Here is a 25650-nt window from a genome sequence, read left to right on the forward strand (position 1 = left end):
GTCAGCCGTAGCGGGCGGCAAGCAGGGCATCGAGGGCGCGGATGGTCTGCGCCTCGCCGCCTTCGGGCCGGCCGGGACGGGCGGAGGGGTTCCAGGCGAAGAGGTCGAGATGCAGCCAGGTCTTGGCCGCGCCCACGAACTTGTTGAGGAACAGCGCCGCCGTGATGGCGCCGGCGAAGGCGCCGGAAGAGACGTTGTTGGTGTCCGCGATCTTCGAATCGAGCATGCCCGCATAGGGCTGCCACAGGGGCAGGCGCCACAGGGGGTCGGCCTGGGCGGCGGCGGCGCCCGCCAGCTCGGCGGCGAAGGCGTCGTCAGCGGTGAAGGCGGCGGGAAGCTGCGGCCCCAGCGCCACGCGGGCGGCGCCGGTGAGGGTGGCGAAATCGATCAGCACATCAGGGGCTTCCTCGTCCGCCAGCGCCAGCGCATCGGCCAGCACCAGGCGGCCTTCGGCGTCGGTGTTGCCGATCTCCACCGAAAGGCCCTTGCGGCTCGGGAAGATGTCGCCGGGTCGGAAGGCGGCGCCGGAGACGGAGTTTTCCACTGCCGGAATGAGCACTTTCAGCCGCACCTTTGCGCCGCGCGCCAGTAGCAGATGGGCAAGGCCGAGGGCGTTGGCGGCGCCGCCCATGTCTTTCTTCATGAGCAGCATGGCCGAGGAGGGCTTCAGGTCCAGCCCGCCGGTGTCGAAGCACACGCCCTTGCCCACCAGCGTCACCTTGGGCGCGTCGGGATCGCCGGCGGTGATCTCGATCAGGCGGGGCGGCTGGACGGCGGCGCGGCCCACGGCGTGGATGAGGGGGAAGTTCTCCTGAAGCAGCGCATCGCCCACGATCGAGCGGAAGGCCGCACCATGGCGGGCGGCCAGCGCGCGAGCCGCATCCTCGAGTTCCGCCGGGCCGAGATCGTTGGCGGGCGTGTTCACGAGGTCGCGGGTGAGGGTGATGGCCTCCACCTGCCGGGTCAGGTCGTCGGCGTCGACGCCTTCGGGCAGGGCGAGCCGCACGGTACGATCGGGGGCCTTGCGGTAGCGGGTGAAGCGATAGGTGCCCAGGGCGAAGGCGAGAGCGGAGAGGGCGGCGTCACCGCATGCGCCCTCCAGGCGCCAGGTGCCGGGCGGCAGCAGGCCGGGCAGGGCGCCGCAGGCGAACGGATCCGCGCTGTCCGGGGCCGCCATGCCGAACATGGCACCGGCCACGAGGCCGGCGGCACCGGGGATGGGCAGCAGCTTGCCGGCCTCGCCCTTGAAGCCGGCGGAGGCGGCAAAGGCCCGCGCGGCGGCGGGCAGCGGGCTGGTGTCGGAGGCGGCGTCGAGGTCGGCGGGGCGCACGCACCAGACCGGCAGGCTCTGTTCAGAGGCGGGGGCGAAGCAATCGAGCATGATGAACTCCTCCCCTCAGGAGGTAGCACGACCGGTCGCGATCCTTGAAGGGCCATCCGCAGGCGGCGGGCGCAGTGCCGGGCTGCGGTGGGCGTGGAGCGCCGGCTTCAGGTCAGGAGCATCAGGCTGGAATAGGGGTGCAGCAGCAAGCCCGCTCCGGCCAGGGCGACCCCATAGGGCAAGGTTTCTCCGGTGTGGGCAAACAACGCGATGGGGCGGGCCAGGGGCGAGGGGAACGGCGCGATGCGCTCGCCCCCGCGGGCCTTCAAGGTTGCGGCCAGGGTGAGCACGGCGCCGATGAGCCCGCAGGTGATGAGGAAAAGGGGCACCTGCACCGGATCGAGCCACAGCGCCAGGGCCCCCGCGAGCTTGGCATCGCCCGCGCCGATCACGTCCTGGGCGAACAGGGTGAAGCCGGCCGATGTCACCGCCCCCGCCACCAGGAGCCTCAAGCTGAGGTCGGCCAGCGGCGAGACCAGGGCGACCACGGCGAAGCCGGCCACCAGGGCGACGACCAGCAGGTTGGGAATGATGCGGCGGGCGAGATCGGTGCCGATGGCCATGCACAGCAGCACCGGGTACAGCCCGAGCAGCAGCAGATCCAACAGGTGCATCCGGTCCATGGCCGCGTCCTCTTCGAGGTTCTGTTGGGCTCCGGTCCCGCGGGCCGGGGCCGGGCGGTTTCAGTTGCCGGCGGCGGCCGCCGTGGTCTTGAGGCGCGCGAACGTGGTGGCGATCTGCGCCAGCACGGTGATGATGGCGATGGACAGCCCGGCGGCGATGAGGCCGTATTCCAGGGCCGTGGAGCCATGCTCCTCGTGAATGAAGCGGGACATCAAGAGCTTCATGTAACGCTTTCCGAAACGGTCCCCGGCCGAAGCGGCCCGTGGGCGGACTGGTCGCGGCAGGTGGGGCCGCGGGAGGAAGGCTAGGCCCTCGCCCTTGCAGGGAGGTAAAGGAAGGCTACCATAATACCGCATCCCGCGACCGACTGGCGGAACGGTTAATGCTCTCTCGCCAGGGCCGGGTCGTTGCTCACATCCGCACGTTTGCCGCCAGGAAATCGACGAACGCGCGGATGCGGGCGGAAAGGGGGCCGGAGCCCCCCACATAGACCGCATGCACATCGATGGCGTCGCCGGGGTTGAGGTGCTCCAGCACCGGAACCAGACGGCCGGCGGCCACGTCGGGACGGACCTCGAATTCCGCGAGCCGGGCGAGGCCGAGCCCCGCCAACGCCAGCACCTGCATGGCCTCTCCGTTGCTCACCAGGGCATTGCCGCGGGGCGGCACGGAGACGATGCCGCCCTTGCCGTCCAGGAACGGCCAGCCCTCCACGATGCGGGTGAAGGTGAAGCCGAGCATATTGTGGCGGGCGAGGTCTTCCGGCGCTTGAGGCATCCCGGCGCGGGCGATGTAGGCCGGGGCGGCCACCACCATGGCGCGGCCCTTGGCGATCTTGCGGGCGACGAGCTGCGAATCACGCATGGGGCCGACCCGGAGCGCCACATCCGCCCGCTCCTCCATGAGGTCCACCACCCGGTCGGTGACGGTCACTTCGATGCTCATCTGCGGATGGGCGGCGAGGAAGGCCGGCACCAGCGGCAGCAGATGGGCCATGGCGAAATGCACGGAGGCGTTCACGCGCAGCCGTCCGCGCGGGGCTGCGCCGGCCGCCGCCTCCTGCTCGGCTGCGGCGACCTCGTCCAGGATGCGCGCCGCGCGCTCGTAGAAGGCCGCCCCCTCCGGGGTGAGCTGGAGCTTGCGGGTGGTGCGCGTGAGCAGCCGCACCCCGAGCCGCCGCTCCAACCGGGCCAACAGCTTGCTGACCGCCGAGGGGGTGAGGTTGGAGGCGCGGGCGGCGGCGGACAAGCCGCCCCGTTCCACCACGCGGGTGAACACCTCCATCTCGGTGAAGCGATTGGCGTCGCGGGGGGGCTCGAGGGTCATCTGTGAATTTAGTTCATGAATGCTTTGACCGCACCCATGCTAGTTCATGAGCGGCGATGGGTCCATCTTGCGCGGCATTCCTCCCGCGGTTGCCGGGTCTTCTTTCAAGAAAGCGCTCAGATCATGCCTGTGGCCCTTTATGCGCTCGCTGCCGGCGCCTTCGGCATCGGCGTCACCGAATTTGTCATCATGGGCCTGCTGCTGGAGGTGAGCGCCGATCTCGGCGTCTCCATTTCCGCTGCCGGACTGCTCATCTCGGGCTATGCCCTGGGGGTGGTGGTGGGGGCGCCGCTGCTGACGACGCTTACCGCCCGCTGGCCGCGCAAGATGGTGCTGATGGGGCTCATGGCCATCTTCACCCTCGGCAACCTCGCCTGCGCGCTCGCGCCCGATTACGGATGGCTGATGGCGGCGCGGGTGCTCACCTCGTTTGCCCATGCCACCTTCTTCGGCGTCGGCTCGGTGGTGGCGACCGATCTCGTGCCCGCCAACAAGAAGGCCTCCGCCATTGCCATCATGTTCACCGGCCTTACGGTGGCGAACATCCTGGGCGTGCCGTTCGGCACCTGGCTGGGGCAGCTTGCGGGCTGGCGCTCCACCTTCCTCGCGGTCACGGGGGTCGGGCTGGCGGCCTTGGCCATCATCGCGCTGCTGGTGCCCAAGGACCACGGCACGCCGTCCACCACGCGCCTTGCCGACGATCTCAAGGTTTTGCGCCGCCCGGCGCTGCTGCTGGGGCTCGCCACCACGGTGCTGAGCTGGGTCGGGGTGTTCGCCGCCTTCACTTACATCGCGCCCATGCTCACCCGCATCACCGGCTTTTCGGATGCCGCGGTTTCGCCCATCCTGCTCGTGTTCGGCGGCGGCCTGGTGGTGGGCAACCTGCTGGGCGGACGGCTCGCCGACCGGTGGCTGGTGCCGACCGTCTATGGCAGCCTCGTCCTGCTGTCCCTGGTGCTCATGGGGCTGTCGCCGGCGCTCGACGGCAAGGTGACGGCGGTGGCGGCGGTGGGCCTGCTCGGCGCGGTGGGGTTCGCCACGGTGGCGCCGCTCCAGATGTGGGTGCTCCAAAAGGCGAAGGGCGCGGGGCAGAGCCTCGCCTCCTCCTTCAATATCGCCGCCTTCAACCTGGGCAATGCCATCGGTGCCGCGCTGGGCGGATGGGTGATCGACGGCGGTCCGGGCCTGTGGGCGGTGCCGCTGGTGGCGGGGCTGGTGCCGCTCGGGGCCATTCTCACCGCTTACCTGTCCGAACGGCGCGCGGCGCCCGATGTCGAGGCCGATTGCGCGGTCGGGAACGCCTGAGCGCCCTCTGTTCAAAGGAGATGGTCCATGAAAATCGATTTGTCTGGTAAGCGCGCCCTTGTCACCGGTTCCACGTCCGGCATCGGCTTTGCCATCGCCAAGGGGCTTGCCGCGGCCGGGGCCGAGGTGGTGGTCAACGGCCGCAAGGCCGAGGCGGTGGCGGACGCCGTCGCCGCCCTCAAGGGGGTCGGGGCCGCCATCGGCGCGGTGGCCGACGTGAGCACGGCGGAGGGCTGCGCCGCGCTGGTGGCGGAGGTGCCGCGGGTCGACATCCTGGTCAACAATGTGGGCATCTACGGCACCGGCGATTTCTTCGAAACCGACGATGCGGTGTGGCAGCAGTATTTCGATGTGAACGTGATGAGTGGGGTGCGGCTGTCGCGGGCCTATCTGCCGGCCATGGCGGCCCAAGGCTGGGGACGAGTGGTGTTCCTGTCCTCGGAATCGGGCCTGGCGATTCCCGCCGACATGATCCACTACGGCTTCACCAAGACCGCCAACCTGTCGGTTTCGCGGGGCCTTGCCAAGCGCATGGCGGGCACCGGCGTGACGGTGAACGCGGTGCTGCCCGGCCCAACCCTCAGCGAGGGCGTCGCGGCCATGGTGAAGGACGCGGCGGAAAAGGTGGGGATCAGCCTGGAGGCGGCGGCCACGGCATTCGTGAAGGCGCAGCGGCCGAGTTCCATCATCGGGCGGGTGGCGACACCGGAAGAGGTGGCCAACATGGTCGTCTATGCCTGCTCGCGCGAGGCTTCCGCCACCACCGGCGCCGCCTTGCGGGTGGAAGGCGGCATCGTGGACACCATCGGCTGACAACGACACGGGGACCGGCATCGCGGTCCCCGTGGCTTTACTGCCGAAGGCCCGTGCGGCGCGCGCACAGGCCTTCGGCGTCAGATCTTCTGATTGTATTCGCCCACTTCCGGATGGGTGCGCAGCACGCCGTCCACTTCGGCGAACATCTCGCGCATGCGCGCTTCCGAAACCGGGCTTTCCACCACCACCACCAGTTCCGGCTTGTTGGAGGAGGCGCGCACGAGGCCCCAGGAACCATCCTCGCAGGTGACACGCACGCCGTTCACCGTCACCAGATCGCGGATCTTCTGGCCGGTGACCGGGGCGCCCTTGGCGGCGAGGTCCTGATAGTGCTTCACCACGGCATCCACGATGCCGTATTTGGCCTCGTCCGCGCAGTGGGGCGACATGGTGGGGGACGACCAGGTCTTGGGCAGCCCCTCGCGCAGCTCGGCCAGGGACTTGGCCGGGTTGCGGTCCAGCATGTCGAGCACGGCGATGGCCGAGACGAGGCCGTCGTCATAACCGCGGCCGATGGGCGTGTTGAAGAAGTAGTGGCCGGACTTCTCGAAGCCGACCAGCGCCCCGGTCTCGTTCACCCGGCGCTTCATGTAGGAATGGCCGGTCTTCCAATAGTCCGCCTTCACCCCGAGCTTGATGAGCTCGGGGTCGGTGGCGAACAGTCCGGTGGACTTCACATCCACCACGAAGGTGGCGCCGGGGTGGAGCTTGGCGAGGTCGCGGGCCAGCAGCACGCCCATCTTGTCGGCGAAGATCTCCTCGCCGGTATTGTCCACCACGCCGCAGCGATCGCCGTCGCCGTCGAAGCCCAGCGCCAGGTCCGCCTTGTGCTCGAGCACGGCGTCGCGCATGGCATGGAGCATCGCCATGTCTTCGGGGTTCGGATTGTATTTGGGAAAGGAGTGATCCAGCTCGCAGTCGAGCGGGATCACCTCGGCCCCGAGCGCGGCGATGACGCGCGGCGCGAAGGCGCCGGCGGTGCCGTTGCCACAGGCCACCACCACCTTCAGCTTGCGGGAGAGCTTCGGCCGGTCCGTGAGGTCCTTGATGTAGACCTCGGGGAAGTTCTCCACGAAATGGTAGGCGCCGCCGCCGCGCATGTCGAACTTGGCGCCGAGCACGATGTCCTTCAGCCGGGTCATCTCGTCAGGCCCGAAGGTGAGCGGGCGGTTGACGCCCATCTTCACGCCGGTCCAGCCGTTGTCGTTGTGGGAGGCGGTCACCATGGCCACCGCCGGCACGTCGAGCGCGAACTGGGCGAAATAGGCCATCGGCGACAAGGCGAGGCCGATGTCGTGCACCTTGATGCCCGCCGCCATCAGGCCGCTGACCAGCGCGTATTTGATGGAGGAGGAATAGCCGCGGAAGTCGTGGCCGGTGGCGATCTCCGGGCGCACCCCCATTTCGTGCATCAGCGTGCCCAGGCCCAGGCCCAGGGCCTGCACGCCCATCAGGTTGATCTCTTTCTGGAACAGCCAGCGGGCGTCGTATTCCCTGAAGCCGGTGGGCTTCACCATGGGCTCGGATTCATACGCATAGGTGTTGGGCGTCAAAACGGGCTTGGGAACAGGGAACATCGACGCTTCTCCACACGGCGGGTCCACAAGAGGGGATTGCCACAAGAGGGGCTTGCCACAAGCGGGGCTTGGGCGGTTAGGGCCTTTGGATGGCTGAGCGCCTTGGCTCGGCCCGCCGGATCTGCGGCGGCGAGATAGCACGAAAATTGTGACGGAAAGAACCGCAAATCACGGCAGGGACAGGGCTCCATCGGGCGTCGTGCCCCATGGTAAATGGCGGTGCACCCGGCGCGCGCGGCGGCGCGCCGGGCGGGGTCTCAGGCGCGCAGGCTGGCGCCGGTCTTCTTGGTGACCTCGGCGACGATCTTGCCCGCCACCTCCTCGATCTCCTTGTCGGTCAAGGTGCGCTCGCGCGGCTGGAGGGTCACCTCCACCGCCACCGACTTCTTGTCGGCCTCGATGCCCTTGCCCTCGTAGAGATCGAACACGCCGACCGTGGTGATGAGCTTCTTGTCCACCCCCTGGGCGGCTTTGAGGATGTCGGCGGCGGCCACCGTGCGGTCCACCAGGAAGGCGAAGTCGCGCGTCACCGGCTGGAACGCCGAGAAGTCGATCTGCGGCTTCACCTTGGTGGGCTTGGCCTTGGGCTCGGGAATCTTGTCGAGCACGATCTCGAACGCCACCACCGGCCCGTCCACGTCGAGCGCCTCCAGCACCGCCGGATGGACCTCGCCGAAATGGGCCATGGCGTTGGAGCCGAGGCGCAGGCTGCCCGAGCGGCCGGGATGGTACCAGGACGGCGCATCCGCCGTGACCTGGAGGTTGGCCACCGGGGCGTTGCAGGCCGCGAGCGCCGCCAGCGCGTCGGCCTTGGCGTCGAACACGTCCACATTGCCCGCCGCGCCCGACCAGTGGCGCCCGGCGCCGAACGGCTTGGCGGTGCCGTGGCGCACGCCGGAAGCGCACTGGCGCTGATCGGTCGGCTGGTCGCCGGCGAAGGTCTGGCCCACCTCGAACAGGGCGGTATCGGCAAAGCCCCGGTCGGCATTGGTCTTGGCCGCACGGATGAGGCCGGGCAGCAGGCTCGGCCGCATGTCGGACAATTCCGCCGCGATCGGGTTCGACAGGGCCACACTCGCGGCTCCGCCGCCGAACAGCTCGGCCTCCGCGTGGGAGACGAACGACCACGTCACGGCCTCCACCAGGCCACGGGCGGCGAGCGCCCGGCGGGCCTTGCGGCTGCGTCGCTGCAAGGGGGTGAGGATCGGCTTCCTCGCATCCGCGCCGCGCGGCAGCTCGGTGGCCGGCACGCGTTCCAGGCCCAGGATGCGCACCACCTCTTCCACCAGGTCCGCCTTGCCCTCGATGTCGCCGCGCCAGGAGGGCGGCACCACCTGCAGCACCGGCGCATCGCCCGACACGGCGAAGCCCAAGGCGGCGAGCACGTCGCGAATCTCCTGTTCGGAGGCGTCGAGGCCGGTCAGCCGCTTCACCTCGGCGAGCGGGAAGGCGATGGTGCGGGTGGTGTCGGGAATAGCGCCCGCCAGCACCATCTGCGACGGCTCGCCGCCGCAGATGTCGAGGATGAGGTGGGTGGCGAGGTCCAGGCCCGGCAGGGTGAAGGCCGGGTCGATGCCGCGCTCGAAGCGGAAGCGGGCATCGGAATTGAGGCCCAGCTTGCGCCCGGTCTGGGCGATGTTGATGGGCGCCCACAGGGCCGATTCGATCACCACGTCGGTGGTCGACTCATCACAGCCCGAATCCTCGCCGCCCATGACGCCGGCAAGGCTCTCCACGCCGGTGTCGTCGGCGATGACGCACATGGTGTCATCAAGCGTGTAGGTCTTGCCGTCGAGCGCCAGGAGGGTCTCGCCCGCCTTGGCGCGACGCACCACCAGTTCGCCCGTCACCTTCTTCGCGTCGAAGACGTGGAGCGGGCGGTTGCGATCGAACGTCATGAAATTGGTGACGTCCACCAGCGCATTGATGGGGCGCAGGCCGATGGCGCGCAGCTTGTCCTGCATCCACTGGGGCGAGGGGCCGTTCTTCACCCCGCGGATGACCCTGAGCGCGAACGCCGGGCACAAAGCGGGCGTGTCGCCGAAGTCGAGCCGCACGGTGACGGGCGAGGGGAATGCGCCCTCCACCGGCTTGATGCGCGGGTTCATCAGCTCGCCGAGACCGGCGGCGGCCAGATCGCGCGCGACACCGGCGACGCCCAGGCAGTCGGCGCGGTTGGGGGTGACGGCGATCTCGACCACCGGATCGTCCAGGCCGATCACTTGCGCGAACGGGGCGCCGGCGGGGGCATCGGGTGGCAGCTCCATGATGCCGTCATGCTCTTCCGACAGGCCAAGCTCGCGCGCCGAGCACAGCATGCCACGGCTTTCCACGTCGCGGATCTTGCCGATCTTGAGCTGCATCCCGTTGGTGGGGATGACGGTGCCGGGCGCCGCGAACACGGTCTTCAGGCCGGCGCGGGCATTGGGCGCGCCGCACACCACCTGGATCGGATCGCCGGACCCGATGGAGACCGAGCACACCTGCAGCTTGTCCGCATTGGGGTGCTTCACGGCGGTGAGGATCTCGCCCACCACGAAGGCGGACAGATCCTTGGCCTTGTCCTCCACCCCCTCGACCTCCAGGCCGATGAGGGACAGGCGCTCGACGATCTCCTCGAAGGAGGCGGAGGGCTCCAGGTGCTCCTTGAGCCAGGAATAGGTGAATTTCATCGAAGGTCGTCCTTGTCCTGATCCGCCTGCGGCGCGCTGGGGGCGTTTTCCCCCTCCCAACCCTCCCCCGCAAGCGGGAGAGGGCTTTTCCCGCGCGTCCCCGCGTCGCTCCCTCTCCCGCTTGCGGGGGAGGGGTGGGGAGGGGGCGGGGCGGCTGGGCGCGCCGCGGCGTAGATCGTGTCGAGCACTCAGCTCAGATTTTGCAGCACATCGAGATTGGAGAAGCGCAGTACCGTGAAGCCGCGCTCCTTGAAGAATTGGTCGCGCCGAGCGTCCTTGAGCTGACCGGCGTCTTCATAATGCTGGCCACCGTCCACCTCGATCACGAGCTTGGTCGGCAGGCAGGCGAAATCGGTGATGTAGGGACCAAGGGGATGCTGGCGGCGGAAGCTCAAGCCACAGAGCCGGTGGCCGCGTAGACCGCTCCAAAGATGCTGCTCGGCATCGGTCAGGTTTCCACGCAGGGTTTTGGCCCGCGATCGCTGGCGCCGGGAGACAAGCCATCTGGGAGGTTCGGCATCATCCATCGGGTGGCTTCCTGGCTCCGACGCTGTTTTCCCCTTCCCAACCCTCCCCCGCAAGCGGGAGAGGGCATTTCCCTTGGCCTCGATGTCTCGCCCTCTCCCGCTTGCGGGGGAGGGGGCGGGGCGGTCGGCATCGATCACGCGCTCAGGCCGCCGGCGAGGGTGGGAAAGTCGAGCGGGCGGAAGCCGTAGTGGGAGAGCCAGCGCACATCCGCTTCGAAGAAGGCGCGCAGGTCGCTCATGCCGTATTTCAGCATGGCGATACGGTCGATGCCCATGCCCCAGGCAAAGCCCTGGTATTCGTCCGGGTCCAGCCCGCAATTCCTGAGCACATTGGGATGGACCATGCCGCAGCCGAGGATCTCCAGCCAGTCGGAGCCCTCGCCGAAGCGGATCTCGCCGGGGCGGGAGCGGTCGCACTGGATGTCGACTTCCATCGACGGCTCGGTGAAGGGGAAGAAGGAGGGGCGGAAGCGCATCTTCACCCCTTCCACCTCGAAGAAGGCCTTGCAGAATTCTTCCAGGATCCACTTCAGGTGCCCGAGGTGGGCGCCCTTGTCGATGACGAGCCCCTCGACCTGATGGAACATGGGGGTGTGGGTCTGGTCCGAATCGCAACGGTAGGTGCGGCCGGGGCAGATGACGCGGATCGGCGGCTTCTTCGACAGCATGGTGCGCACCTGCACCGGCGAGGTGTGGGTGCGCAGCACTTTTCGCGCGCCACTGTCATCGGGAGGGAGGAAGAAGGTGTCGTGCATCTCGCGGGCCGGGTGGCCGGGCGGGAAGTTCAGCGCCGTGAAATTGTGGAAGTCGTCCTCGATATCCGGGCCTTCCGCCACCGAAAATCCCATGTCGGCGAAGATGGCGACGAGTTCCTCGGTCACCTGGGCGATGGGGTGCACGCGCCCCGCCTCGGCCGCGGCCTCGCGCACCGGCAGGGTGACGTCCACGCGCTCGGTGGCGAGGCGGGCTTCAAGGGCGGCGGCCTTCAGCGTGTCCTTGCGGGCGGCGATGAGCCCCTGGACCTTGTCGCGCAGGCCGTTGATGGCGGGGCCCTTCAGCTTGCGCTCGTCGGGGCTCATGCCGCCGAGGGACTTCAGCAGCTCGGACACCTGTCCCTTTTTGCCGAGCGCGGAAATGCGCACCTGCTCCAGGGCGGCTTCGTCCACAGCGCCGAGGATGGCGGCGGAGATGTCCCGCTCCAGGGTGTCGAGGGCGGGGGTGTCGGTGGTGACGGGATCGGACATGAGAGGTCCTTCAAATGCCAGTCGTCGCGGATGGGCGCCCGGTGCGGGAGGGGCGCCGGGTCGCCGTTACGGCGAGGATCGGTTGCGCCGCTTATAGGGGGGCGGCCCCAAACGGAAAAGCCCCGCACGGGCGATCCGTCGGGGCTTCTCTTCAGGTCTCGGAAGGCGGGGGAGGGATCAGGCGAGCGCGGCCTTGGCCTGCTCCACCAGAACCTTGAACGCCTCGGGCTCATGGATGGCGATATCCGAGAGCACCTTGCGATCGACCTCGATCCCGGCCTTGCCGAGACCATCGATAAATCGCGAATAGGTGAGGTCGAGATCCAGCGCGCGCACGCCGGCATTGATGCGCTGGATCCACAGGGCGCGGAAGTTCCGCTTCTTCACCTTGCGATCGCGATACGCATACTGCATCGACCGTTCGACGGCCGACTTCGCAGCGCGGATGGTATTCTTGCGACGGCCGTAAAAGCCTTTGGCGGCTTTGTAGACCTTCTTATGCTTGGCGTGGGAAGTAACGCCACGTTTCACGCGGGCCATGGGTGTGCTCCTTCAGATCGCGACTGGCGTCAGCCGTTGGGCAGGAAGTGCTTGCGGATGACCCGCCCGTCACTTTCGCTCAGGATGGTGGTGCCGCGCAGGTTGCGGATCTGGTTGTTGGTGCGCTTGATCATGCCGTGGCGCTTGCCGGCCTGGGCGGCGATGACCTTACCCGTACCCGTGAGACGGAAGCGCTTTTTTGCTCCCGACTTGGTCTTCATCTTGGGCATTTGGCTCTCCGTGGCCGCACCCCTCCGCGCCCTCTCGGGGCGGTGGACGCTCAGCCTCTTGTTGCTGTTGAGCGGTCTGGACCGTCGCGGCAGCCCTTTTTCGCCGGCCGATCCGAAGCCGCGTTCGTTACAGGAGCGCGGAGCGAAAGGCAAGGGGCGAGAGGCGAGAGGCAAGAGGAGAGAGGAAGGGGCGCGGTCGCGGCCGGGGGATAAGCCCGGGCTAAAGCGGCCGGAAGCCGAGGTCCCGGGGCACGCGGTTCACCCGCAGCCCGGACGGCCAGCCCCAGAAGGCTTCAATCGCCACGCACAAGACGGCGATCACGACCACCGCGGCCATGACGTACATCTGCATGCGCGACGGCGGATGCCGCACCCAATAGGCGGTGCGCATCAAAAGGCGGATGAGCTGATCCATGGCTCTTGAATAGCCGGCGCGCGCCCGCGCCTCAACACGGCCGCGTGCCTTTTGGGCGCCCCCGTCCGAGGATCGGCGCGGATGTGTCTTTTCCCCAAGGGTATGAGTCTGTAGGCTACACGCCATCCGGAAACGATTCCGGGACGGCTGGCGCGCCAGCCGGGGGCATCGAGCAGGTCGGGGCGGGCCATGGTCGAGATCACGTCGGTCACGTCATCCGTGCGGGTGGTGAAGTTTCTCCAGACGCCGCAGGAGCGGGCGGCGGAGAACATCATGGCCATCGTGTTCCTGAACTCCAAGGTGTTCCGGGGGGACGTGGGCATCACGAACGATATCGTGAACGTGTTCCGCTACAACGATGACCTGCGAGAGTCCCTGAACGCCTTCTATCAGGCCACTCTGGCGGCCGACGGCAAGGGGAAGGACGGGAAGGTGCAGGCCAATGGCGCCAGTACCCAGTCGAACTTCCATGATGTGCTGGCGGATACCATCGCCAAGCATCGCAGCCTGTTCCCGTCGGAGGAATTCACCATCCGCACCGATCTGCCCGGTGGTGGCACGCAGGAGACGGTCATTCCGGCGGCGGGCGGCCTTGTCACGTCGGCCTCAAGCTCCGCGGCGAGCCTTCTTGCGACCCTGTTCGGCACCGGCACCACGGGTGGGTCGAGCACGAGCCTGACGCGGGCGACACAAGCCTACGGCGCCTGAGGCGCGCGGCCGGTGGGCTGCGGTCCGTTCAATTCGGCACCTCACACCATCGGTCCCGGTCTTCGATCGGCGCCAAATGGCGCCGGTCAAGTGCCGCTCGGGCCTTGCCACAGGCCCATGACCGAAGGCCCATGAGGCAAGCGCACGGGCCTTCGGCAAGCGCACGGGCCTTCGGCAAGCTCAGGGGGACCTTCGGCCTGATGGGGCCGGGCGCGGGCGGTCAGCCCAGCTTGCCGGTGTAGCTTTCCAGGATGGACCAGGCCTCGTCGCCATATTTGCCCTTCCACTCGGCATAGAAGCCGGCCTTGGCGAGCTCGGCGCGGAAGCTGTCGGGCGTGGTGGGATTGAAGGCGAGGCCCTTGGCGGCGAGATCCTTCTGCAGCGCGGCGTTCATGGTGGCCACGTCTTCCCGTTCCTTCATGCCGGCGCCATTGATGTTCTTGGCGACGATGGCGCGCAGATCCTCGGGCAGGGCCTGGAAGGCGCGGCGGTTGGCCAGGAACCAGAAGCCATCCCACATGTGGTTGGTGAGGGAGCAGTATTTCTGCACCTCATAGAGTTTCGCGGTGGAGATGATGGCCAGCGGGTTTTCCTGCGCGTCCACGGTGCCGGTCTGGAGCGCGGTGTAGACCTCCGCGAAATTGAGGCTGGCCGGGGCCGAGCCGAACGCCTTGAACATGGAGGTCCACAGCGGCGACACCGGCACGCGGATCTTCAGGCCCTTCAGGTCCGCCGCGGTCACGATCGGCTTGGTGGAGGTGGTGATCTGGCGGAAGCCGTTGTCCCAGATCTTGTCCATGGCGACGATGCCGGCCTTGGCGATCTGCCCGCGCACATAGTCGCCGAGCTTGCCGTCCATGGCGTTCCACACGCTCGCATAGTCGGGGAAGGCGAAGCCGATGCCGCTCACCGAGGCGTTGGGCACCAGGGTGGAGAGAATCAACGGCGAGAGGGTGAAGAATTCGATGCCGCCGGAGCGGAGCTGGCTCAGCATGTCGGTGTCGCCGCCGAGCTGGTTGGAGGGGAAGATGTTGATCTCCACCCGTCCGTCGGTCTCGGCCTTGATCGCCTGGGCCATCTCGCCCGCCCGCACGTTCATGGGGTGGGTGACGGGCAGGTTGTTCGCATATTTGTACGAGAACTCGGGTCCCTGGGCGCGCGCCACGAACGGGGCGGCGACGCCCGCGGTCACCACGGCGGCGGCGCTCGCCTGCAACAGGGTGCGACGGGTCAACCTCATCTTCTGTGAACTCCTTGCGCGGGTCCGGTGGCGGACCCTTTCCTCATCTGGAGCCTGCTTTCGCGCGGGCTTCCGGTTGCCGCCATGCTGGCCTGCGCCGGGCATCGGCGCAAGGCATGGGCTCTGTTTTGCGGTGGGCGGGCGATGCTGCGGCGCGACAGCTTCGCAATGGGAGTTGACGCGGCCGGGCGAGCCGCCATGGTCTCAGCGCGCACGCCGCCGATTCTCCGAGGGGGAGGCGAGGGAGCCGGGCGCGCCGAGCGGGAGCAGGTGCGATGGCAGCAACGCCGCAGATCCACGAGGCCGACGCGCTCTTCGACCTCGTCGTGATCGGCGGTGGGGTGAACGGCTGCGGCATCGCGCGCGATGCGGCCGGGCGCGGGCTCGCGGTGGCCCTGTTCGAGCAGGGGGACCTCGCCTGCGGCACCTCGTCCGCCTCCACCAAGCTCATCCATGGCGGGTTGCGCTATCTGGAGCATGGGGCGTTCCGCCTGGTGCGCGAGGCGCTGGAGGAACGCGAAGTGCTGTGGGGCATGGCGCCGCACATCATCTGGCCGCTGCGGTTCGTCCTGCCGCTTCATCCCGGCCTGAGGCCCGCCTGGATGCTGCGCCTCGGCCTGTGGGTCTATGACCACCTGGGCGGCCGCCAGCGGCTGCCGGCGACGCGCAGCCTCGATCTGCGGCGCGATCCGGCGGGGGGGCCGCTGCGGCCGGGCTTCACCCGCGCCTTTGAATATTCCGATTGCTGGGTGGAGGACGCGCGCCTCGTGGTGCTCAATGCCCTGGACGCGGCCGAGCGTGGCGCCCGCATCCATCCGCGCACGCGGGTGACGGGGGCCCGCCGCGCCGGCGAGCTGTGGGTGGTTTCGATCCTGCACGATGGGCAGCCGCGCGAGGTGCGGGCGCGGGCGCTGGTGGATGCCGCCGGCCCCTGGGTGGGGGCGGTGCGCGAGGCCGCCGGCGTGCAGGCGTCCGCGAACGTGCGCCTGGTCCAGGGCAGTCACATCGTGGTGCGACGGCTGTTCCGGCACGAGCGCGGCTACATCTTCCAGAATGCCGACGGGCGGATCGTGTTCGCGCTTCCGTTCGAGGGCGAGTTCACCCTCATCGGCACCACCGATCGGGATTATGCGGGCAGCCCCGAGGACGTGGCGGCGACGCCGGAGGAGATGACATACCTGTGCGCCGCCGCCAGCGCCTATTTCGCGGCCCAGGTCTCTCCCCGCGACGTGGTGTGGACCTATTCGGGCGTGCGACCGCTCTATGACGACGGCGCCTCCAACGCGCAGGACGCCACCCGCGACTATGTGCTCGCCCTCGATGCCGGGGCGGGCGCCGCGCCGCTGCTCACCATCTATGGCGGCAAGATCACCACCTATCGCCGGCTGGCCGAGGCGGCGCTGGCGACGCTTTCGCCCCATCTGTCGATGAGCGCGCCCATGACCGCGCCCTGGACCGCGGGATCCACCTTGCCCGGCGGCGATTTCCCCCGCCAGGGGTTCGAAACCCTGGTGAACGAGCTGCGCCGCGCCTTTCCCGCCCTCGACGTGGCGCTGCTGCGCCGGCTTGGGCGGGCCTATGGCACGCGGACCTACCGGCTGCTCGACGGCGTGAAGAGCGAGGATGATCTCGGCGACTGGTTCGGCGGCCACCTGTGCCAGCGGGAGGTCGATTACCTGATGGACGCCGAATGGGCGCACAGCGCCGACGATGTGCTGTGGCGCCGCAGCAAGCTCGGCCTGCGCCTCGACCTTCAGGAGGCGGCGGCGCTCGCCACCTACATGGCGCTCAGGGTGGCGCGGCGGAAATAGCCGGCTCCGGGAGGATCGATGACCCGCTATGTGCTCGCCCTCGACCAGGGCACCACCTCGTCGCGCGCCGTGCTGGTGCGGCCCGACACCTCCATCGCCGCCGAGGCGCGGCAGGAGCTGCCCCAGCATTTCCCGGCCTCGGGCCATGTGGAGCAGGAGCCGCAGGACATCTGGTCCACCACCTTGTCCTGTGCCCACGCCGCGCTGAACGCCGTGGGGGCCGGTCCCGCCGACATTGCCGCCATCGGCATCACCAACCAGCGGGAAACGACGCTGGTGTGGGAGCGCGACACCGGCCGCGTCATCCATCGCGCCATCGTCTGGCAGGACCGGCGCACGGCGCCGGACTGCGCTCGGCTGATGGCCGAGGGCCACGGCGCGAAGGTGAGCGCGATCACCGGGCTGGTGATCGATCCTTATTTTTCCGCGACCAAGATCGCCCATATCCTTGACACCGTGCCCGGCGCGCGGGCGAGGGCGGAGCGGGGCGAGCTGGCGTTCGGCACGGTGGACACGTTCCTGCTCTGGCGCCTCACCGGCGGGCGGGTGCACGCCACCGACGCCACCAATGCCGCGCGCACCCTGCTGTTCGACATCCACACCGGCCAATGGGACGGGGAGATGCTGGCCCTGTTCCGGGTGCCGGCGGCGCTGCTGCCGCAGGTGAAGGACTGCGCCGCCGATTTCGGCGCCACCGATCCCGACCTGTTCGGCGCGCCTATTCCCATCCGCGGCATGGCGGGCGACCAGCAGGCGGCGGTGGTGGGGCAGGCCTGCTTCGCGCCGGGCATGATGAAATCCACCTACGGCACCGGCTGCTTCGCGCTGCTCAACACGGGCGGGACACCGGTCGCCTCGCGCCACCGGCTGTTGACCACCATCGCCTATCAGCTCGACGGGCGGCGTACCTATGCGCTGGAAGGTGCCATCTTCATCGCCGGGGCGGCGGTGCAATGGCTGCGCGACGGCCTGAAGGTGATCGAGACGGCAGCGGACGCCGACCGTCTCGCCGCGACGGCGGACGCGGGGCAGGACGTCATTCTGGTGCCGGCCTTCGTGGGGCTCGGCGCACCCTATTGGCGACCCGAGACGCGGGGCGCCCTGTTCGGTCTCACCCGCGCGACCAGCGCCGCCGAGCTGTCGCGGGCGGCGCTGGAGAGCGTCTGTTTCCAGACCCTGGACCTTCTGGAGGCCATGCATGCGGACTGGGCCGGCTTCGGTGGAGGGGGCACGGTGCTGCGGGTGGATGGGGGCATGGCCGCCTCCGATTTCACGATGCAGCGCCTCTCCGACCTCATCGGCGCGCCGGTGGACCGGCCCCATGTACGGGAAGCGACGGTACTCGGCGCGGCCTATCTCGCCGGTCTGGAGAGCGGCTTTTTTCCGCCACCCGACGTGTTCGCCGCCAACTGGCGGCGGGAGCGGCGCTTCGAGCCGGCGATGGAGGGCACGGAGCGGCGCCGGCGCATCGGCCTGTGGCGCGAGGCCGTGGGGCGGCTCCTCGGCCCGCCGTGAGCGTCACAACCAAGTGGTGAAGACAGGGCGATGTCTTGACCCCTGCGGCGAAGTGTCGCCGAATGGCGCGGTGAGACAACCCGCCGACCCTGAAGGGCCGGGAACGGCGACAACAACACGGTTTGGAGGATGCGCCATGGGGCACGACGACAGCTTCTCCGGTGACGAGCGGGCCGTCATCTACCGCTGCATCACCGAGCGACGGGACGTGCGCCGCAATTTCCTGCCCGATCCGGTGCCGGACGCGGTGCTGGGCCGGGTGCTGGCGGCGGGCCATGCGGCGCCGTCGGTGGGCTTCCTGCAACCGTGGAGCTTCATCGTCATCCGCGACCAGGGCACGAAATCAGCCCTCCACGGCGCCTTCACCCGCGCCAATGCGGAGGCGGCGGCCCTGTTCGAGCCGGAGCGGGCGCAGCTCTACCGCAGCCTGAAGCTGGAGGGGATCAGGGAGGCGCCGCTGCTGCTGTGCGTCACCTGCGAGCGCGACCGCGCCGGCCCGGTGGTGCTGGGGCGCACCCACCAAAGCGAGATGGACATCTACTCCACGGTTTGCGCCGTGCAGAACATCTGGCTGGCGGCGCGGGCGGAAAATCTCGGCGTGGGCTGGGTCTCCATCCTTTCGCTTCAGGATTTGCGCGACATCCTCGGCATTCCCGACCCCATCATCCCGATCGCACTCCTGTGCGTGGGCTATGTGGACCATTTCGAGACGACGCCGGACCTGGAGCGCGCCGGCTGGCGCAAGCGCCTGCCGTTGGACGACCTTGTGTTTTCCGAGCGGTTCGGTGCGCTGGCGGACAAGGTGGCGAGCTGAGGTGCGCCCCGCGCCGTCGAAATCGGGTGGGCGGAGCTGCTGGAGTGGGGCACGCTCGATATCATGGAGATCTTCCCGTGCTGGTGCTCGATCCTCCCGCCTTTCGCCTCTCCCCCGCCTCGGGACACCTGGGATCGATGATCGCCACGCCCGCCACGCCCCTGGAGATCGCCGCCCGCGACTATGACGTCGTGCGCCGCGCGGTTTCCTACATCTCGGAGCATGTGCGCGGTCAGCCGGAGGTGGAGGAGATCGCTGCCGCGTCCGGGGTCTCTTCCCGCGCGCTGACCGCTTTGTTCCGCCGCTGGTGCGGGCTCACGCCCAAGGCGTTCCTGCAGGCGGTGACGCTGGATCGCGCGCGGCGCATCGTCGCCGAATGCCCCAACGTGCTTGATGCCGCGTTCGAATTGGGCCTCTCGGGGCCGGGCCGGCTGCACGATCTGTTCGTGGTGCATGAGGCCATGTCGCCGGGTGAGTGGAAGACCGGCGGGGCCGGCCTCGTCATCCGCTACGGCTTCCATCCCTCTCCCTTTGGGCGGGCGCTGGCCATGTCCACGGCGCGCGGCCTGTGCGGCCTCGCCTTCGCCGATCCAGGGGAGGAGGCGGCGGCGCTCGCCGACATGGGCGCGCGCTGGCCCAATGCCACCTATGTGGAAGAGCCGTCCGCCACCGCGCCCCTGGTGGCCCGCATCTTCGATCCCGCGTCGTGGCGGGATGACCAGCCTTTGCGCATCGTGTTCATCGGCACCGATTTCGAGATCCAGGTGTGGGAGACGCTGCTGCGCATCCCCATGGGCCAGGCCACCACCTATTCCTCCATCGCCGAGCATGTGGGCCGCCCCAAGGCGGCGCGGGCGGTCGGGGCGGCTATCGGCAAGAACCCGATCTCGTTCGTGGTGCCGTGCCACCGGGTGCTCGGCAAGAGCGGAGACCTCACCGGCTACCACTGGGGCCTCACCCGCAAGCGCGCCATACTGGGCTGGGAAGCGGGCCGCTCCGGGACGGGCAGGCTGGAGCGTCTGGACTCCACGGCGGGCTGAGCCCCCTCAATCCCGCGACAGCGCTTCCACCGGGTCGAGCATGGAGGCGCTGCGGGCGGGGAGGTAGCCGAAGATGCCGCCGATGAGGCTGGAGGAGACGAACGCCACCACGATGGAGGCGGTGGAATAGACCAGGGTGAAGTTCGAGCCTGCATAGGCGAACAGCACGCCGAAGCTGAGCGCCAGCGCGATCCCCAGCACGCCGCCGATGAGGCACACCAGCACCGCTTCGATCAGGAATTGCTGGAGGATGTCGGACCGTCGGGCTCCCACCGCCATGCGCACGCCGATTTCCGCCACCCGCTCGGACACCGAGACCAGCATGATGTTCATGACCCCGATGCCGCCCACCAGCAGCGAGATGAGGGCGATGGCGGCGATCAGCAGCGTCAGCGTCTCGGTGGTGGAGGTGATGGTCTTCCGGATGTCGTCGGTGTTGAGGATGAAGAAATCCTGCTTGCCGTGGCGCTTGGCGAGGAAATCGGTGACCGCGGTTTCGGCTAGCGCGGTGTCGGTGTCGTCATTCACCCGGACGGTGATGGAGCGCAGCGCCGTGGTGCCGAGAATACGCGCCTGCACGGTCGTATAGGGCAAATAGATCGACAGATTCTGGCTGGAGCCGAAGCCGCCCTGCTGCAATTCGGTGATGCCCACCACCCGGCACGGCACGTCGCCCACCAGGATCACCTGGCCGACAGGGTCGCCGCTGAAATCGCCGAACAGGGTCTTGCGGGTGTTTTCGTCGATCACCGCATCCTGGGCATAGGTGCGCACGGACTCAGCGTCGAAGAAGCGGCCCTGGGCGAGCTTGGTGCCGCGCGCCGCGAAATACTGCTCGCCGACCCCGTTGACGAGGGCGCTGGCCTCGATCGGGCCGAAGCGCACGGTCTTGGAGCTGGAGACCGTGGGCGTCACCGCCGCGACATAAGGCTGCTCCGCCAGCGCCTTGGCGTCGGACACCACGAGCGTCGTGATCTTGCCGGACCGCACGTCGCCGAAGGTCTTGCCGGGGAACACCTCCAGCGTGTTGGTGCCGAGCGAGGAGATGTTCGCGAGCACCTTCTGCCGCGAGCCCTCGCCCAGCGCCACCACGCACACCACCGAGGCGATGCCGATGATGATGCCGAGCATGGTGAGGAAGGTGCGCAGGCGGTGTGCGTTCATGGCCAGCAGCGCCATGCGGAAGGCTTCCTGGAAGCGCATGGCGAGCGCCTGCCAGGAGCGGGTCGCGGCGGCGTCGATGGCCTCGCGCTCGGTCGGGTCGGGCGGCGTGGCCGGCGGCTGGCGCGTCTTGCCGGTGCGCCGGTCGGAGACGATGGCGCCGTCGGAAAATTCGATGATGCGCTCGGCGCGGGCGGCCACGTTCATGTCGTGGGTGACGATGACGATGGTCTTCCCCTCGGCGTGCAACTCGTCGAGGATGCGCAACACCTCCTCGCCGGAGGCCTTGTCGAGGGCGCCGGTGGGCTCGTCGGCCAGGATCAGCTTGGCGCCGTTCATCAGCGCGCGGGCGATGGAAACGCGCTGCTGCTGGCCGCCGGAAAGCTGGCCCGGCCGGTGGCCGGTGCGGTCTCCCATGCCGAGCCGGCCGAGCAGCTCCAGCGCCCGGCTGCGGCGGGCACCCGCGTGCCAGCCGGCATAGATGGCGGGGATCTCCACATTGCCCAGCGCCGTCAGTTCGCCGAGCAGGTGATAGCGCTGGAAGATGAAGCCGAAATGCTCGCGTCGCAGCGCGGCCAGCTCGTCCGGGTCGAGGGCGGCGGTCTCCCGCCCGGCGATGCGGTAGCTGCCGGAGGTGGCGCGCGACAGGCAGCCCAGGATGTTCATGAGGGTGGACTTGCCGGAGCCGGACGCGCCGACGATGGCCACCATCTCCCCTTCCTCGATGGTGAGGTCGATGTCCTTGAGGACGGTCAGCACCCCTTCGCCGGCGGGATATTCCCGCCGCAGCTTGTTCAATTCGATCAGCGGCGCGGCCATGGCATCCGACCCCGTCACAGGCCCATGGGCGGCGGCGGCATGCGCCGGGTCGCATTGGCGGGCGCGGCGCCGGCCGAAAGCTGGCCGGTGACCACCGTCTCGCCCTCCTTCAGACCGCTCGTGATCTCGGCGCGGGTCTTGTTGTTGAGCTCGACCTCGACGGTGCGGGTGGAGACCTGGCCGTCGCCGCCCAGCACCTGCACGGTGTAGCTGCCGTCCGCCTGGCGCGCGCTGAGGGCGGCCGAGGGTACGGTGAGCACGTCCTTGGCGCGACCGAGCACGATATGCACTTCCGCCGTCATGTAGGTGCGCAGGCGTCCGTCCGGGTTCGGCACATAGAAGATGCCGTTATAATAAATGGCGGTGGAGGACGACGAGGAGGATGAGGATTTGCTGCTCGATGATGATGATGAGGTCGAGGTGGATACGGCGCTGTCGCTGGTAATGGATTCCGGCGCCGGCTCGATGAATTCGAGGGTTGCCTCATAACGCCGGTCGGGCTCGCCGATGATGTTGAAATAGAGCTTCTGCCCGGCCTTCACCCGCACCACGTCGGCTTCGGAGATCTCGGCCCGCACCATCATGGTTTCGAGATCGCCGAGGATGATGATGGTGGGCGCGGTCTGGGAGGCGTTCACCGTCTGGCCTTCCTGGCTGACGATGTAGAGCACGGTGCCGTCCATGGGGGCGGTGATGCGGGTGTAGCCGAGATTGACGCGGGCGGTGTCCACCGCCACCACCGCCTCGGCGATCTGGGCCTCCAAGGCGGCGATCTGGGCTTTTGTGGTGGCGACCTCGGCTTGCGCGGTCTCGAAATCGGCCTGCGACACGGCGGTCTGGGCCACCAGCTTCTTCTGGCGGGCGAGGGTCTGCTCGGCAAGCACGAGGCTTGCCTCCTTCTCCCGCTTCTGCGCCTGGACCGAGGCGAGGGCCGCCTCGGAGGTGCGTAAGGCGTTCTGCTGGGTCACCCAATCGATCTCGGCCACCGGGTCGCCCTGGCGCAGCCGATCGCCGAGCTTGACCTTGATGGCGGTGATGCGGCCGGACACCTGGGCGCCCACGGCCACCAGCTTCGCCGGCTTCAGGGTGCCGGTGGCGAGCACGGTCTCTTCCACCGTGCCGCGGGAGACGCGGGCGGTCATCATTTTCACCGGCTCGGGGGCGAACAGGCGGTCCTTCAAGACCAGGGCGCCGATGAGCGCGGCGAGGATGAGGGCACCGATGAGGATGACCCGGCGCTGGCCGGAACGCGCAACGCTCATGGGCGCCTCGCGGTGCTGGGGCGGGGGCCGGCGGGGGCCGTGGCATGCGCGGCCGCGCGCGGCATCAGAAGGTGAGGCACGGGCATCTCATGGTTGCATCTGGGAGAAGTGCGGGCCGGTGTTGGTGTCCACCACCGCCGGGGTCGTCACGTCCATGGCGCCGTCCCAGCCCCCGCCCAGGGCCTTGTTGAGGGCAACGTAGTCGGTGGCGATGGCGGCCTGGCTCACGAGCAGCGAATCCTCGGCGGAATAGAGGGAGCGCTCGGCGTCCAGAACCTCCAGGAAGCTGGTGGAGCCGTTCTGGTAGAGGGCGCGGGCGAGCCGCGTCGCATCGCGATAGGCGGCGGCGGACTGGGCGAGCTTGCCGGCCTTGGCGCGCTCCTGGTTCAGGGCGACGGCGGCATTCTCCACATCCTCCAGGGCGGTGAGGATGGAGGCGTGGTAGGCAAGGAAGGTCTGGTCGCGCTGGGCGTCCGCCACCTCAACCGCCGCCTTGAGCTGGCCGCCGGTGAACACCGGCACGCTCAGGGTGGGCCCGTAGGACCAGCTGATGGCCGAGCCGCGCACCAGATCGCCGACCTTGGTGCCGTCGGTATTGATGTTGCCGGTGAGGCTGACGGCGGGATAGCGCGCCGCTTCCGCCTGGCCGATGAGGGCGGTGGACTGGGCGAGGGTGCGCTCAGCCTGCCGCACGTCGGGCCGGTTGCGCAGCACGTCCGCCGGCACGCCCTTGGAAACCGGCGCGCGCGGGCTCGGAATGGGGCCGCCGCGGAGGATCCGGCCGGCGAGGGTGGATGGCGGCTGGCCGGTGAGCACCCCGAGCCGGTGGATGCTCTGGGCCAGTTGCGCCTTCAATCCGGGAATGTTGGCCTCGGTGGAGGCGGCAAGGCCGGTGGCGTTGGCGACATCCACGGCGGAGACGGCGCCCGCCTCCAGCTTGGTGCGCGTCAGGGCGGCGGTCTCGCGCTGGGAAGCGGCGGTGCGCTCGGCGAGGGCGATGCGGGCCTGATAGCCGCGCGCCGCCACATAATTGGAGGCCACGTCGCCCACCAGGGTGAGCAGGGTGGCCCGCAGCTCGTCCTCGGCGGACTGGGTGCCATAGGCGGCGGCCTCCACCCCGCGCCGGTTGGCGCCGAACAGGTCGAGCTCCCAGGAGGCGTCGAAGCCGGCCTGATAGTCCGTGTAAAGGCCGCCGACCGTGATGTCGCCGCCGCTGCCCACCCGCGAGCCGTTCTGGCCGCGGGTGGCGGTGCCGGAGAAATCCACCTGCGGGAACAGGCCACCCACCTGCTGGCGATAGGTGGCGCGCGCCTCGCGGATCTTCGCCTTGGCGGTGGCGACGTCGAGATTGCCGTCGACGGCGGTGGCGATCAGCGTGTTGAGGGTGGGGTCCTTCAGGCGTTCCCACCAATGGGCGAGCTGGGGCGGCGCCGGCTCCTTCTTGCGGCCGGTCTGGTCGGACCAGCGGGCCGGCAGGTCGAAGGCGGGGGTGGCATAGTCGGGGCCCACGGAGCAGCCGGCGAGCAGCACCGCGAGCACAAGCGCGCCGGAGCGGGCGATGGCACCGAACCGGTGGCGTGGCGCCGCGCGCGGGGCGCCGCGCGGAACGGGGGGCAGAGGGATGGAGCAACTCACGCGGTTCTCACCCCCGTGTGGGCCCGACAGCCCAAAACCCGCCCAATGCCCGGACATCCGAGGGGCGCGCTGACATTTCGGCAGATGTTTCGACCAAAGCCTCCGCCCTTAGGCCGTGACCACAGGAGGCAAGGAGAACGCACTGGAATCCCTATTTAGGAAACTTTAAATTACCCATATTGTCGGCAGATGCCGCTGTCAATGCGAGGGGAGCTGAATGCGCAGCGCTCGGTCTGTCAAGGCGCACGACGTCGATCACAGCGCGCCCAGCTCGGTCCGCCTCGGCCGCGGGCCGGGGCGGCCGAAGACGCTTCCGGATGCGGCGCAGCGCGCCCTCATTGTCGGCGGTGCCTATCGGCTGTTCGTGCGCACCGGCTATGGCGGCACCACCATGGATGCGGTGGCGGCGGAATGCCGCATGTCGAAGCGGACCCTCTATCGCTTCTTTCCCGGCAAGGCCGACCTGTTCGCGGCGGTGGTGGACGCTCATCGTCAGAGCATGCTGGCAACGCCGCGTGACGATGCCCATTCCTCCCTCGCCGATACGCTGGAAGCCATCTTCCGCATCGACATCTCACCGGAGGAAGACCGCGCCCGGTGCGCGTTGCTGCGGTTGGTGCAGCTGGAAGGGCCGCAGCATCCGGAACTCATGGATATTCTGGAGCGCATGGGGGCCGACCGCTCCCGCGCCGAGCTGGCGGCGTGGCTCGCGGCCCAGGGCGCGGCCGGGCGGCTGGTGCTCGACGATGCGGATGCGATGGCGCGCATCCTCATGGACATGGTGTTCGGCGCGGCCTTGCCCAAGGCCAATGGGGTGATCGACTGGCCGCCGCCCGAGGCGCGGCGCGCCCACGTCCGGCGCTGCGTCCGCCTGTTCCTGAACGGTGCCGTGCCCCGACCCTGAAGAGAAGGACGCCCCTGGGAGATACCCCAAGGTTATGCCCTAAGCCCGGCGCTAAGGGGCGGGCAGACCTCGCCGTGGCTCAGT

23 protein-coding genes are annotated in these 25650 nt (G+C 68.9%); 8 read left to right on the forward strand and 15 right to left on the reverse strand.

Translation table 11 applies throughout. The features are described from left to right. Window position 1: 1 nt before the first annotated feature. The 4 genes from HUW53_RS13030 to HUW53_RS13045 all read right to left on the reverse strand — a co-directional run bounded on the left by HUW53_RS13030 (window position 2) and on the right by HUW53_RS13045 (window position 3331). Complete coding sequence (locus tag HUW53_RS13030; protein WP_370877769.1) at window positions 2-1384, reverse strand: leucyl aminopeptidase family protein; 1383 nt, start codon at window positions 1382-1384, stop codon at window positions 2-4. 104 nt (window positions 1385-1488) lie between these two features. After that, window positions 1489-2004 (reverse strand): A24 family peptidase, encoded by a 516-nt coding sequence (locus HUW53_RS13035; protein WP_237346198.1) that lies wholly within the window; start codon window positions 2002-2004, stop codon window positions 1489-1491. Window positions 2005-2064: 60 nt separating this feature from the next. Then, complete coding sequence (locus tag HUW53_RS13040; protein WP_370877760.1) at window positions 2065-2217, reverse strand: Flp family type IVb pilin; 153 nt, start codon at window positions 2215-2217, stop codon at window positions 2065-2067. A 199-nt stretch (window positions 2218-2416) separates the two neighbouring features. Beyond that, window positions 2417-3331: a LysR family transcriptional regulator gene (locus HUW53_RS13045; protein WP_237346200.1), complete on the reverse strand. Its 915-nt coding sequence runs from the start codon at window positions 3329-3331 to the stop codon at window positions 2417-2419. Between the two features lie 123 nt (window positions 3332-3454). On the opposite strand from HUW53_RS13045, the gene HUW53_RS13050 reads away from it, so the two are divergent. Together HUW53_RS13050 and HUW53_RS13055 are read left to right on the forward strand one after the other, a co-directional pair. After that, the gene (locus HUW53_RS13050; protein WP_237346201.1) at window positions 3455-4636 is read left to right on the forward strand and encodes an MFS transporter; all 1182 of its coding nucleotides are present in this window, start codon (window positions 3455-3457) and stop codon (window positions 4634-4636) included. A gap of 27 nt (window positions 4637-4663) precedes the next feature. Then, complete coding sequence (locus HUW53_RS13055; RefSeq protein WP_237346202.1) at window positions 4664-5449, forward strand: SDR family NAD(P)-dependent oxidoreductase; 786 nt, start codon at window positions 4664-4666, stop codon at window positions 5447-5449. Window positions 5450-5529: 80 nt separating this feature from the next. Here the strand turns inward: HUW53_RS13055 and HUW53_RS13060 are convergent, their stop codons facing one another. From HUW53_RS13060 to HUW53_RS13090, 7 genes are all read right to left on the reverse strand, one after another. Further along, window positions 5530-7029: a phosphomannomutase/phosphoglucomutase gene (locus HUW53_RS13060; protein ID WP_237346203.1), complete on the reverse strand. Its 1500-nt coding sequence runs from the start codon at window positions 7027-7029 to the stop codon at window positions 5530-5532. Window positions 7030-7286: 257 nt separating this feature from the next. Beyond that, window positions 7287-9701 (reverse strand): phenylalanine--tRNA ligase subunit beta, encoded by a 2415-nt coding sequence (gene pheT, locus HUW53_RS13065; protein ID WP_237346204.1) that lies wholly within the window; start codon window positions 9699-9701, stop codon window positions 7287-7289. A 188-nt stretch (window positions 9702-9889) separates the two neighbouring features. After that, the gene (locus tag HUW53_RS13070; protein WP_237346205.1) at window positions 9890-10228 is read right to left on the reverse strand and encodes an endonuclease domain-containing protein; all 339 of its coding nucleotides are present in this window, start codon (window positions 10226-10228) and stop codon (window positions 9890-9892) included. Between the two features lie 134 nt (window positions 10229-10362). Beyond that, window positions 10363-11472 carry a phenylalanine--tRNA ligase subunit alpha gene (pheS, locus tag HUW53_RS13075; protein ID WP_237346206.1) on the reverse strand — a complete coding sequence of 370 codons (1110 nt, stop codon included), beginning with the start codon at window positions 11470-11472 and terminating at the stop codon, window positions 10363-10365. 177 nt (window positions 11473-11649) lie between these two features. Further along, window positions 11650-12012, reverse strand: a complete 363-nt coding sequence (gene rplT / locus HUW53_RS13080) for a 50S ribosomal protein L20 (RefSeq protein ID WP_237346207.1) — start codon at window positions 12010-12012, stop codon at window positions 11650-11652. A 29-nt stretch (window positions 12013-12041) separates the two neighbouring features. Further along, window positions 12042-12242 carry a 50S ribosomal protein L35 gene (gene rpmI / locus HUW53_RS13085; protein WP_237346208.1) on the reverse strand — a complete coding sequence of 67 codons (201 nt, stop codon included), beginning with the start codon at window positions 12240-12242 and terminating at the stop codon, window positions 12042-12044. A 220-nt stretch (window positions 12243-12462) separates the two neighbouring features. After that, window positions 12463-12657 carry a hypothetical protein gene (locus HUW53_RS13090; protein ID WP_237346209.1) on the reverse strand — a complete coding sequence of 65 codons (195 nt, stop codon included), beginning with the start codon at window positions 12655-12657 and terminating at the stop codon, window positions 12463-12465. Between the two features lie 189 nt (window positions 12658-12846). Here HUW53_RS13090 and HUW53_RS13095 point away from each other — a divergent pair, with 189 nt between their 5' ends. After that, window positions 12847-13365, forward strand: coding sequence for a hypothetical protein (locus HUW53_RS13095; RefSeq protein WP_237346210.1), 519 nt, complete (start codon window positions 12847-12849; stop codon window positions 13363-13365). Window positions 13366-13585: 220 nt separating this feature from the next. Here HUW53_RS13095 and HUW53_RS13100 read toward each other — a convergent pair whose 3' ends face one another. Then, window positions 13586-14605, reverse strand: coding sequence for a TRAP transporter substrate-binding protein (locus HUW53_RS13100; protein WP_237346211.1), 1020 nt, complete (start codon window positions 14603-14605; stop codon window positions 13586-13588). Between the two features lie 275 nt (window positions 14606-14880). On the opposite strand from HUW53_RS13100, the gene glpD reads away from it, so the two are divergent. The 4 genes from glpD (at window position 14881) to HUW53_RS13120 (ending at window position 19785) form a co-directional block, all read left to right on the forward strand. Further along, window positions 14881-16416: a glycerol-3-phosphate dehydrogenase gene (gene glpD / locus HUW53_RS13105; RefSeq protein WP_237346212.1), complete on the forward strand. Its 1536-nt coding sequence runs from the start codon at window positions 14881-14883 to the stop codon at window positions 16414-16416. Window positions 16417-16434: 18 nt separating this feature from the next. Next, window positions 16435-17931, forward strand: coding sequence for a glycerol kinase GlpK (gene glpK, locus HUW53_RS13110; protein ID WP_237346213.1), 1497 nt, complete (start codon window positions 16435-16437; stop codon window positions 17929-17931). 136 nt (window positions 17932-18067) lie between these two features. Beyond that, window positions 18068-18745: a 5,6-dimethylbenzimidazole synthase gene (gene bluB / locus HUW53_RS13115; protein WP_237346214.1), complete on the forward strand. Its 678-nt coding sequence runs from the start codon at window positions 18068-18070 to the stop codon at window positions 18743-18745. Window positions 18746-18882: 137 nt separating this feature from the next. Next, window positions 18883-19785 carry a methylated-DNA--[protein]-cysteine S-methyltransferase gene (locus HUW53_RS13120; protein ID WP_237346231.1) on the forward strand — a complete coding sequence of 301 codons (903 nt, stop codon included), beginning with the start codon at window positions 18883-18885 and terminating at the stop codon, window positions 19783-19785. A 6-nt stretch (window positions 19786-19791) separates the two neighbouring features. Here HUW53_RS13120 and HUW53_RS13125 read toward each other — a convergent pair whose 3' ends face one another. The 3 genes from HUW53_RS13125 to HUW53_RS13135 all read right to left on the reverse strand — a co-directional run bounded on the left by HUW53_RS13125 (window position 19792) and on the right by HUW53_RS13135 (window position 24662). Then, window positions 19792-21765, reverse strand: coding sequence for a MacB family efflux pump subunit (locus HUW53_RS13125; protein ID WP_237346215.1), 1974 nt, complete (start codon window positions 21763-21765; stop codon window positions 19792-19794). A 14-nt stretch (window positions 21766-21779) separates the two neighbouring features. Then, window positions 21780-23027, reverse strand: a complete 1248-nt coding sequence (locus HUW53_RS13130; RefSeq protein ID WP_237346216.1) for an efflux RND transporter periplasmic adaptor subunit — start codon at window positions 23025-23027, stop codon at window positions 21780-21782. 87 nt (window positions 23028-23114) lie between these two features. Continuing rightward, entirely contained in the window at window positions 23115-24662 is a 1548-nt protein-coding gene (locus tag HUW53_RS13135) for an efflux transporter outer membrane subunit (RefSeq protein ID WP_370877759.1), read from the reverse strand. A gap of 217 nt (window positions 24663-24879) precedes the next feature. Between HUW53_RS13135 and HUW53_RS13140 the strand changes: the two genes are divergently transcribed. Next, the gene (locus HUW53_RS13140) at window positions 24880-25566 is read left to right on the forward strand and encodes a TetR/AcrR family transcriptional regulator (RefSeq protein ID WP_237346217.1); all 687 of its coding nucleotides are present in this window, start codon (window positions 24880-24882) and stop codon (window positions 25564-25566) included. Window positions 25567-25650 lie beyond the last annotated feature (84 nt).

Origin of the sequence: Xanthobacter agilis (assembly GCF_021730435.1) — a bacterium.
In the GTDB taxonomy this organism is placed as follows: Bacteria; Pseudomonadota; Alphaproteobacteria; order Rhizobiales; family Xanthobacteraceae; genus Xanthobacter; species Xanthobacter agilis.

Bases quoted from the DNA above. Each gene is read 5' to 3' on its own strand.
- HUW53_RS13095 (WP_237346210.1), top strand. From the start codon at position 12,847: ATGGTCGAGATCACGTCGGTCACGTCATCCGTGCGGGTGGTGAAGTTT.
- HUW53_RS13070 (WP_237346205.1), bottom strand. From the start codon at position 10,228: ATGGATGATGCCGAACCTCCCAGATGGCTTGTCTCCCGGCGCCAGCGA.
- rpmI (WP_237346208.1), bottom strand. From the start codon at position 12,242: ATGCCCAAGATGAAGACCAAGTCGGGAGCAAAAAAGCGCTTCCGTCTC.
- HUW53_RS13130 (WP_237346216.1), bottom strand. From the start codon at position 23,027: ATGAGCGTTGCGCGTTCCGGCCAGCGCCGGGTCATCCTCATCGGTGCC.
- HUW53_RS13045 (WP_237346200.1), bottom strand. From the start codon at position 3,331: ATGACCCTCGAGCCCCCCCGCGACGCCAATCGCTTCACCGAGATGGAG.
- rplT (WP_237346207.1), bottom strand. From the start codon at position 12,012: ATGGCCCGCGTGAAACGTGGCGTTACTTCCCACGCCAAGCATAAGAAG.
- HUW53_RS13120 (WP_237346231.1), top strand. From the start codon at position 18,883: ATGATCGCCACGCCCGCCACGCCCCTGGAGATCGCCGCCCGCGACTAT.
- HUW53_RS13035 (WP_237346198.1), bottom strand. From the start codon at position 2,004: ATGGACCGGATGCACCTGTTGGATCTGCTGCTGCTCGGGCTGTACCCG.
- HUW53_RS13055 (WP_237346202.1), top strand. From the start codon at position 4,664: ATGAAAATCGATTTGTCTGGTAAGCGCGCCCTTGTCACCGGTTCCACG.
- pheT (WP_237346204.1), bottom strand. From the start codon at position 9,701: ATGAAATTCACCTATTCCTGGCTCAAGGAGCACCTGGAGCCCTCCGCC.
- glpD (WP_237346212.1), top strand. From the start codon at position 14,881: ATGGCAGCAACGCCGCAGATCCACGAGGCCGACGCGCTCTTCGACCTC.
- bluB (WP_237346214.1), top strand. From the start codon at position 18,068: ATGGGGCACGACGACAGCTTCTCCGGTGACGAGCGGGCCGTCATCTAC.
- HUW53_RS13125 (WP_237346215.1), bottom strand. From the start codon at position 21,765: ATGGCCGCGCCGCTGATCGAATTGAACAAGCTGCGGCGGGAATATCCC.
- HUW53_RS13140 (WP_237346217.1), top strand. From the start codon at position 24,880: ATGCGCAGCGCTCGGTCTGTCAAGGCGCACGACGTCGATCACAGCGCG.
- pheS (WP_237346206.1), bottom strand. From the start codon at position 11,472: ATGTCCGATCCCGTCACCACCGACACCCCCGCCCTCGACACCCTGGAG.
- HUW53_RS13090 (WP_237346209.1), bottom strand. From the start codon at position 12,657: ATGGATCAGCTCATCCGCCTTTTGATGCGCACCGCCTATTGGGTGCGG.
- HUW53_RS13040 (WP_370877760.1), bottom strand. From the start codon at position 2,217: ATGTCCCGCTTCATTCACGAGGAGCATGGCTCCACGGCCCTGGAATAC.
- glpK (WP_237346213.1), top strand. From the start codon at position 16,435: ATGACCCGCTATGTGCTCGCCCTCGACCAGGGCACCACCTCGTCGCGC.
- HUW53_RS13060 (WP_237346203.1), bottom strand. From the start codon at position 7,029: ATGTTCCCTGTTCCCAAGCCCGTTTTGACGCCCAACACCTATGCGTAT.
- HUW53_RS13050 (WP_237346201.1), top strand. From the start codon at position 3,455: ATGCCTGTGGCCCTTTATGCGCTCGCTGCCGGCGCCTTCGGCATCGGC.
- HUW53_RS13100 (WP_237346211.1), bottom strand. From the start codon at position 14,605: ATGAGGTTGACCCGTCGCACCCTGTTGCAGGCGAGCGCCGCCGCCGTG.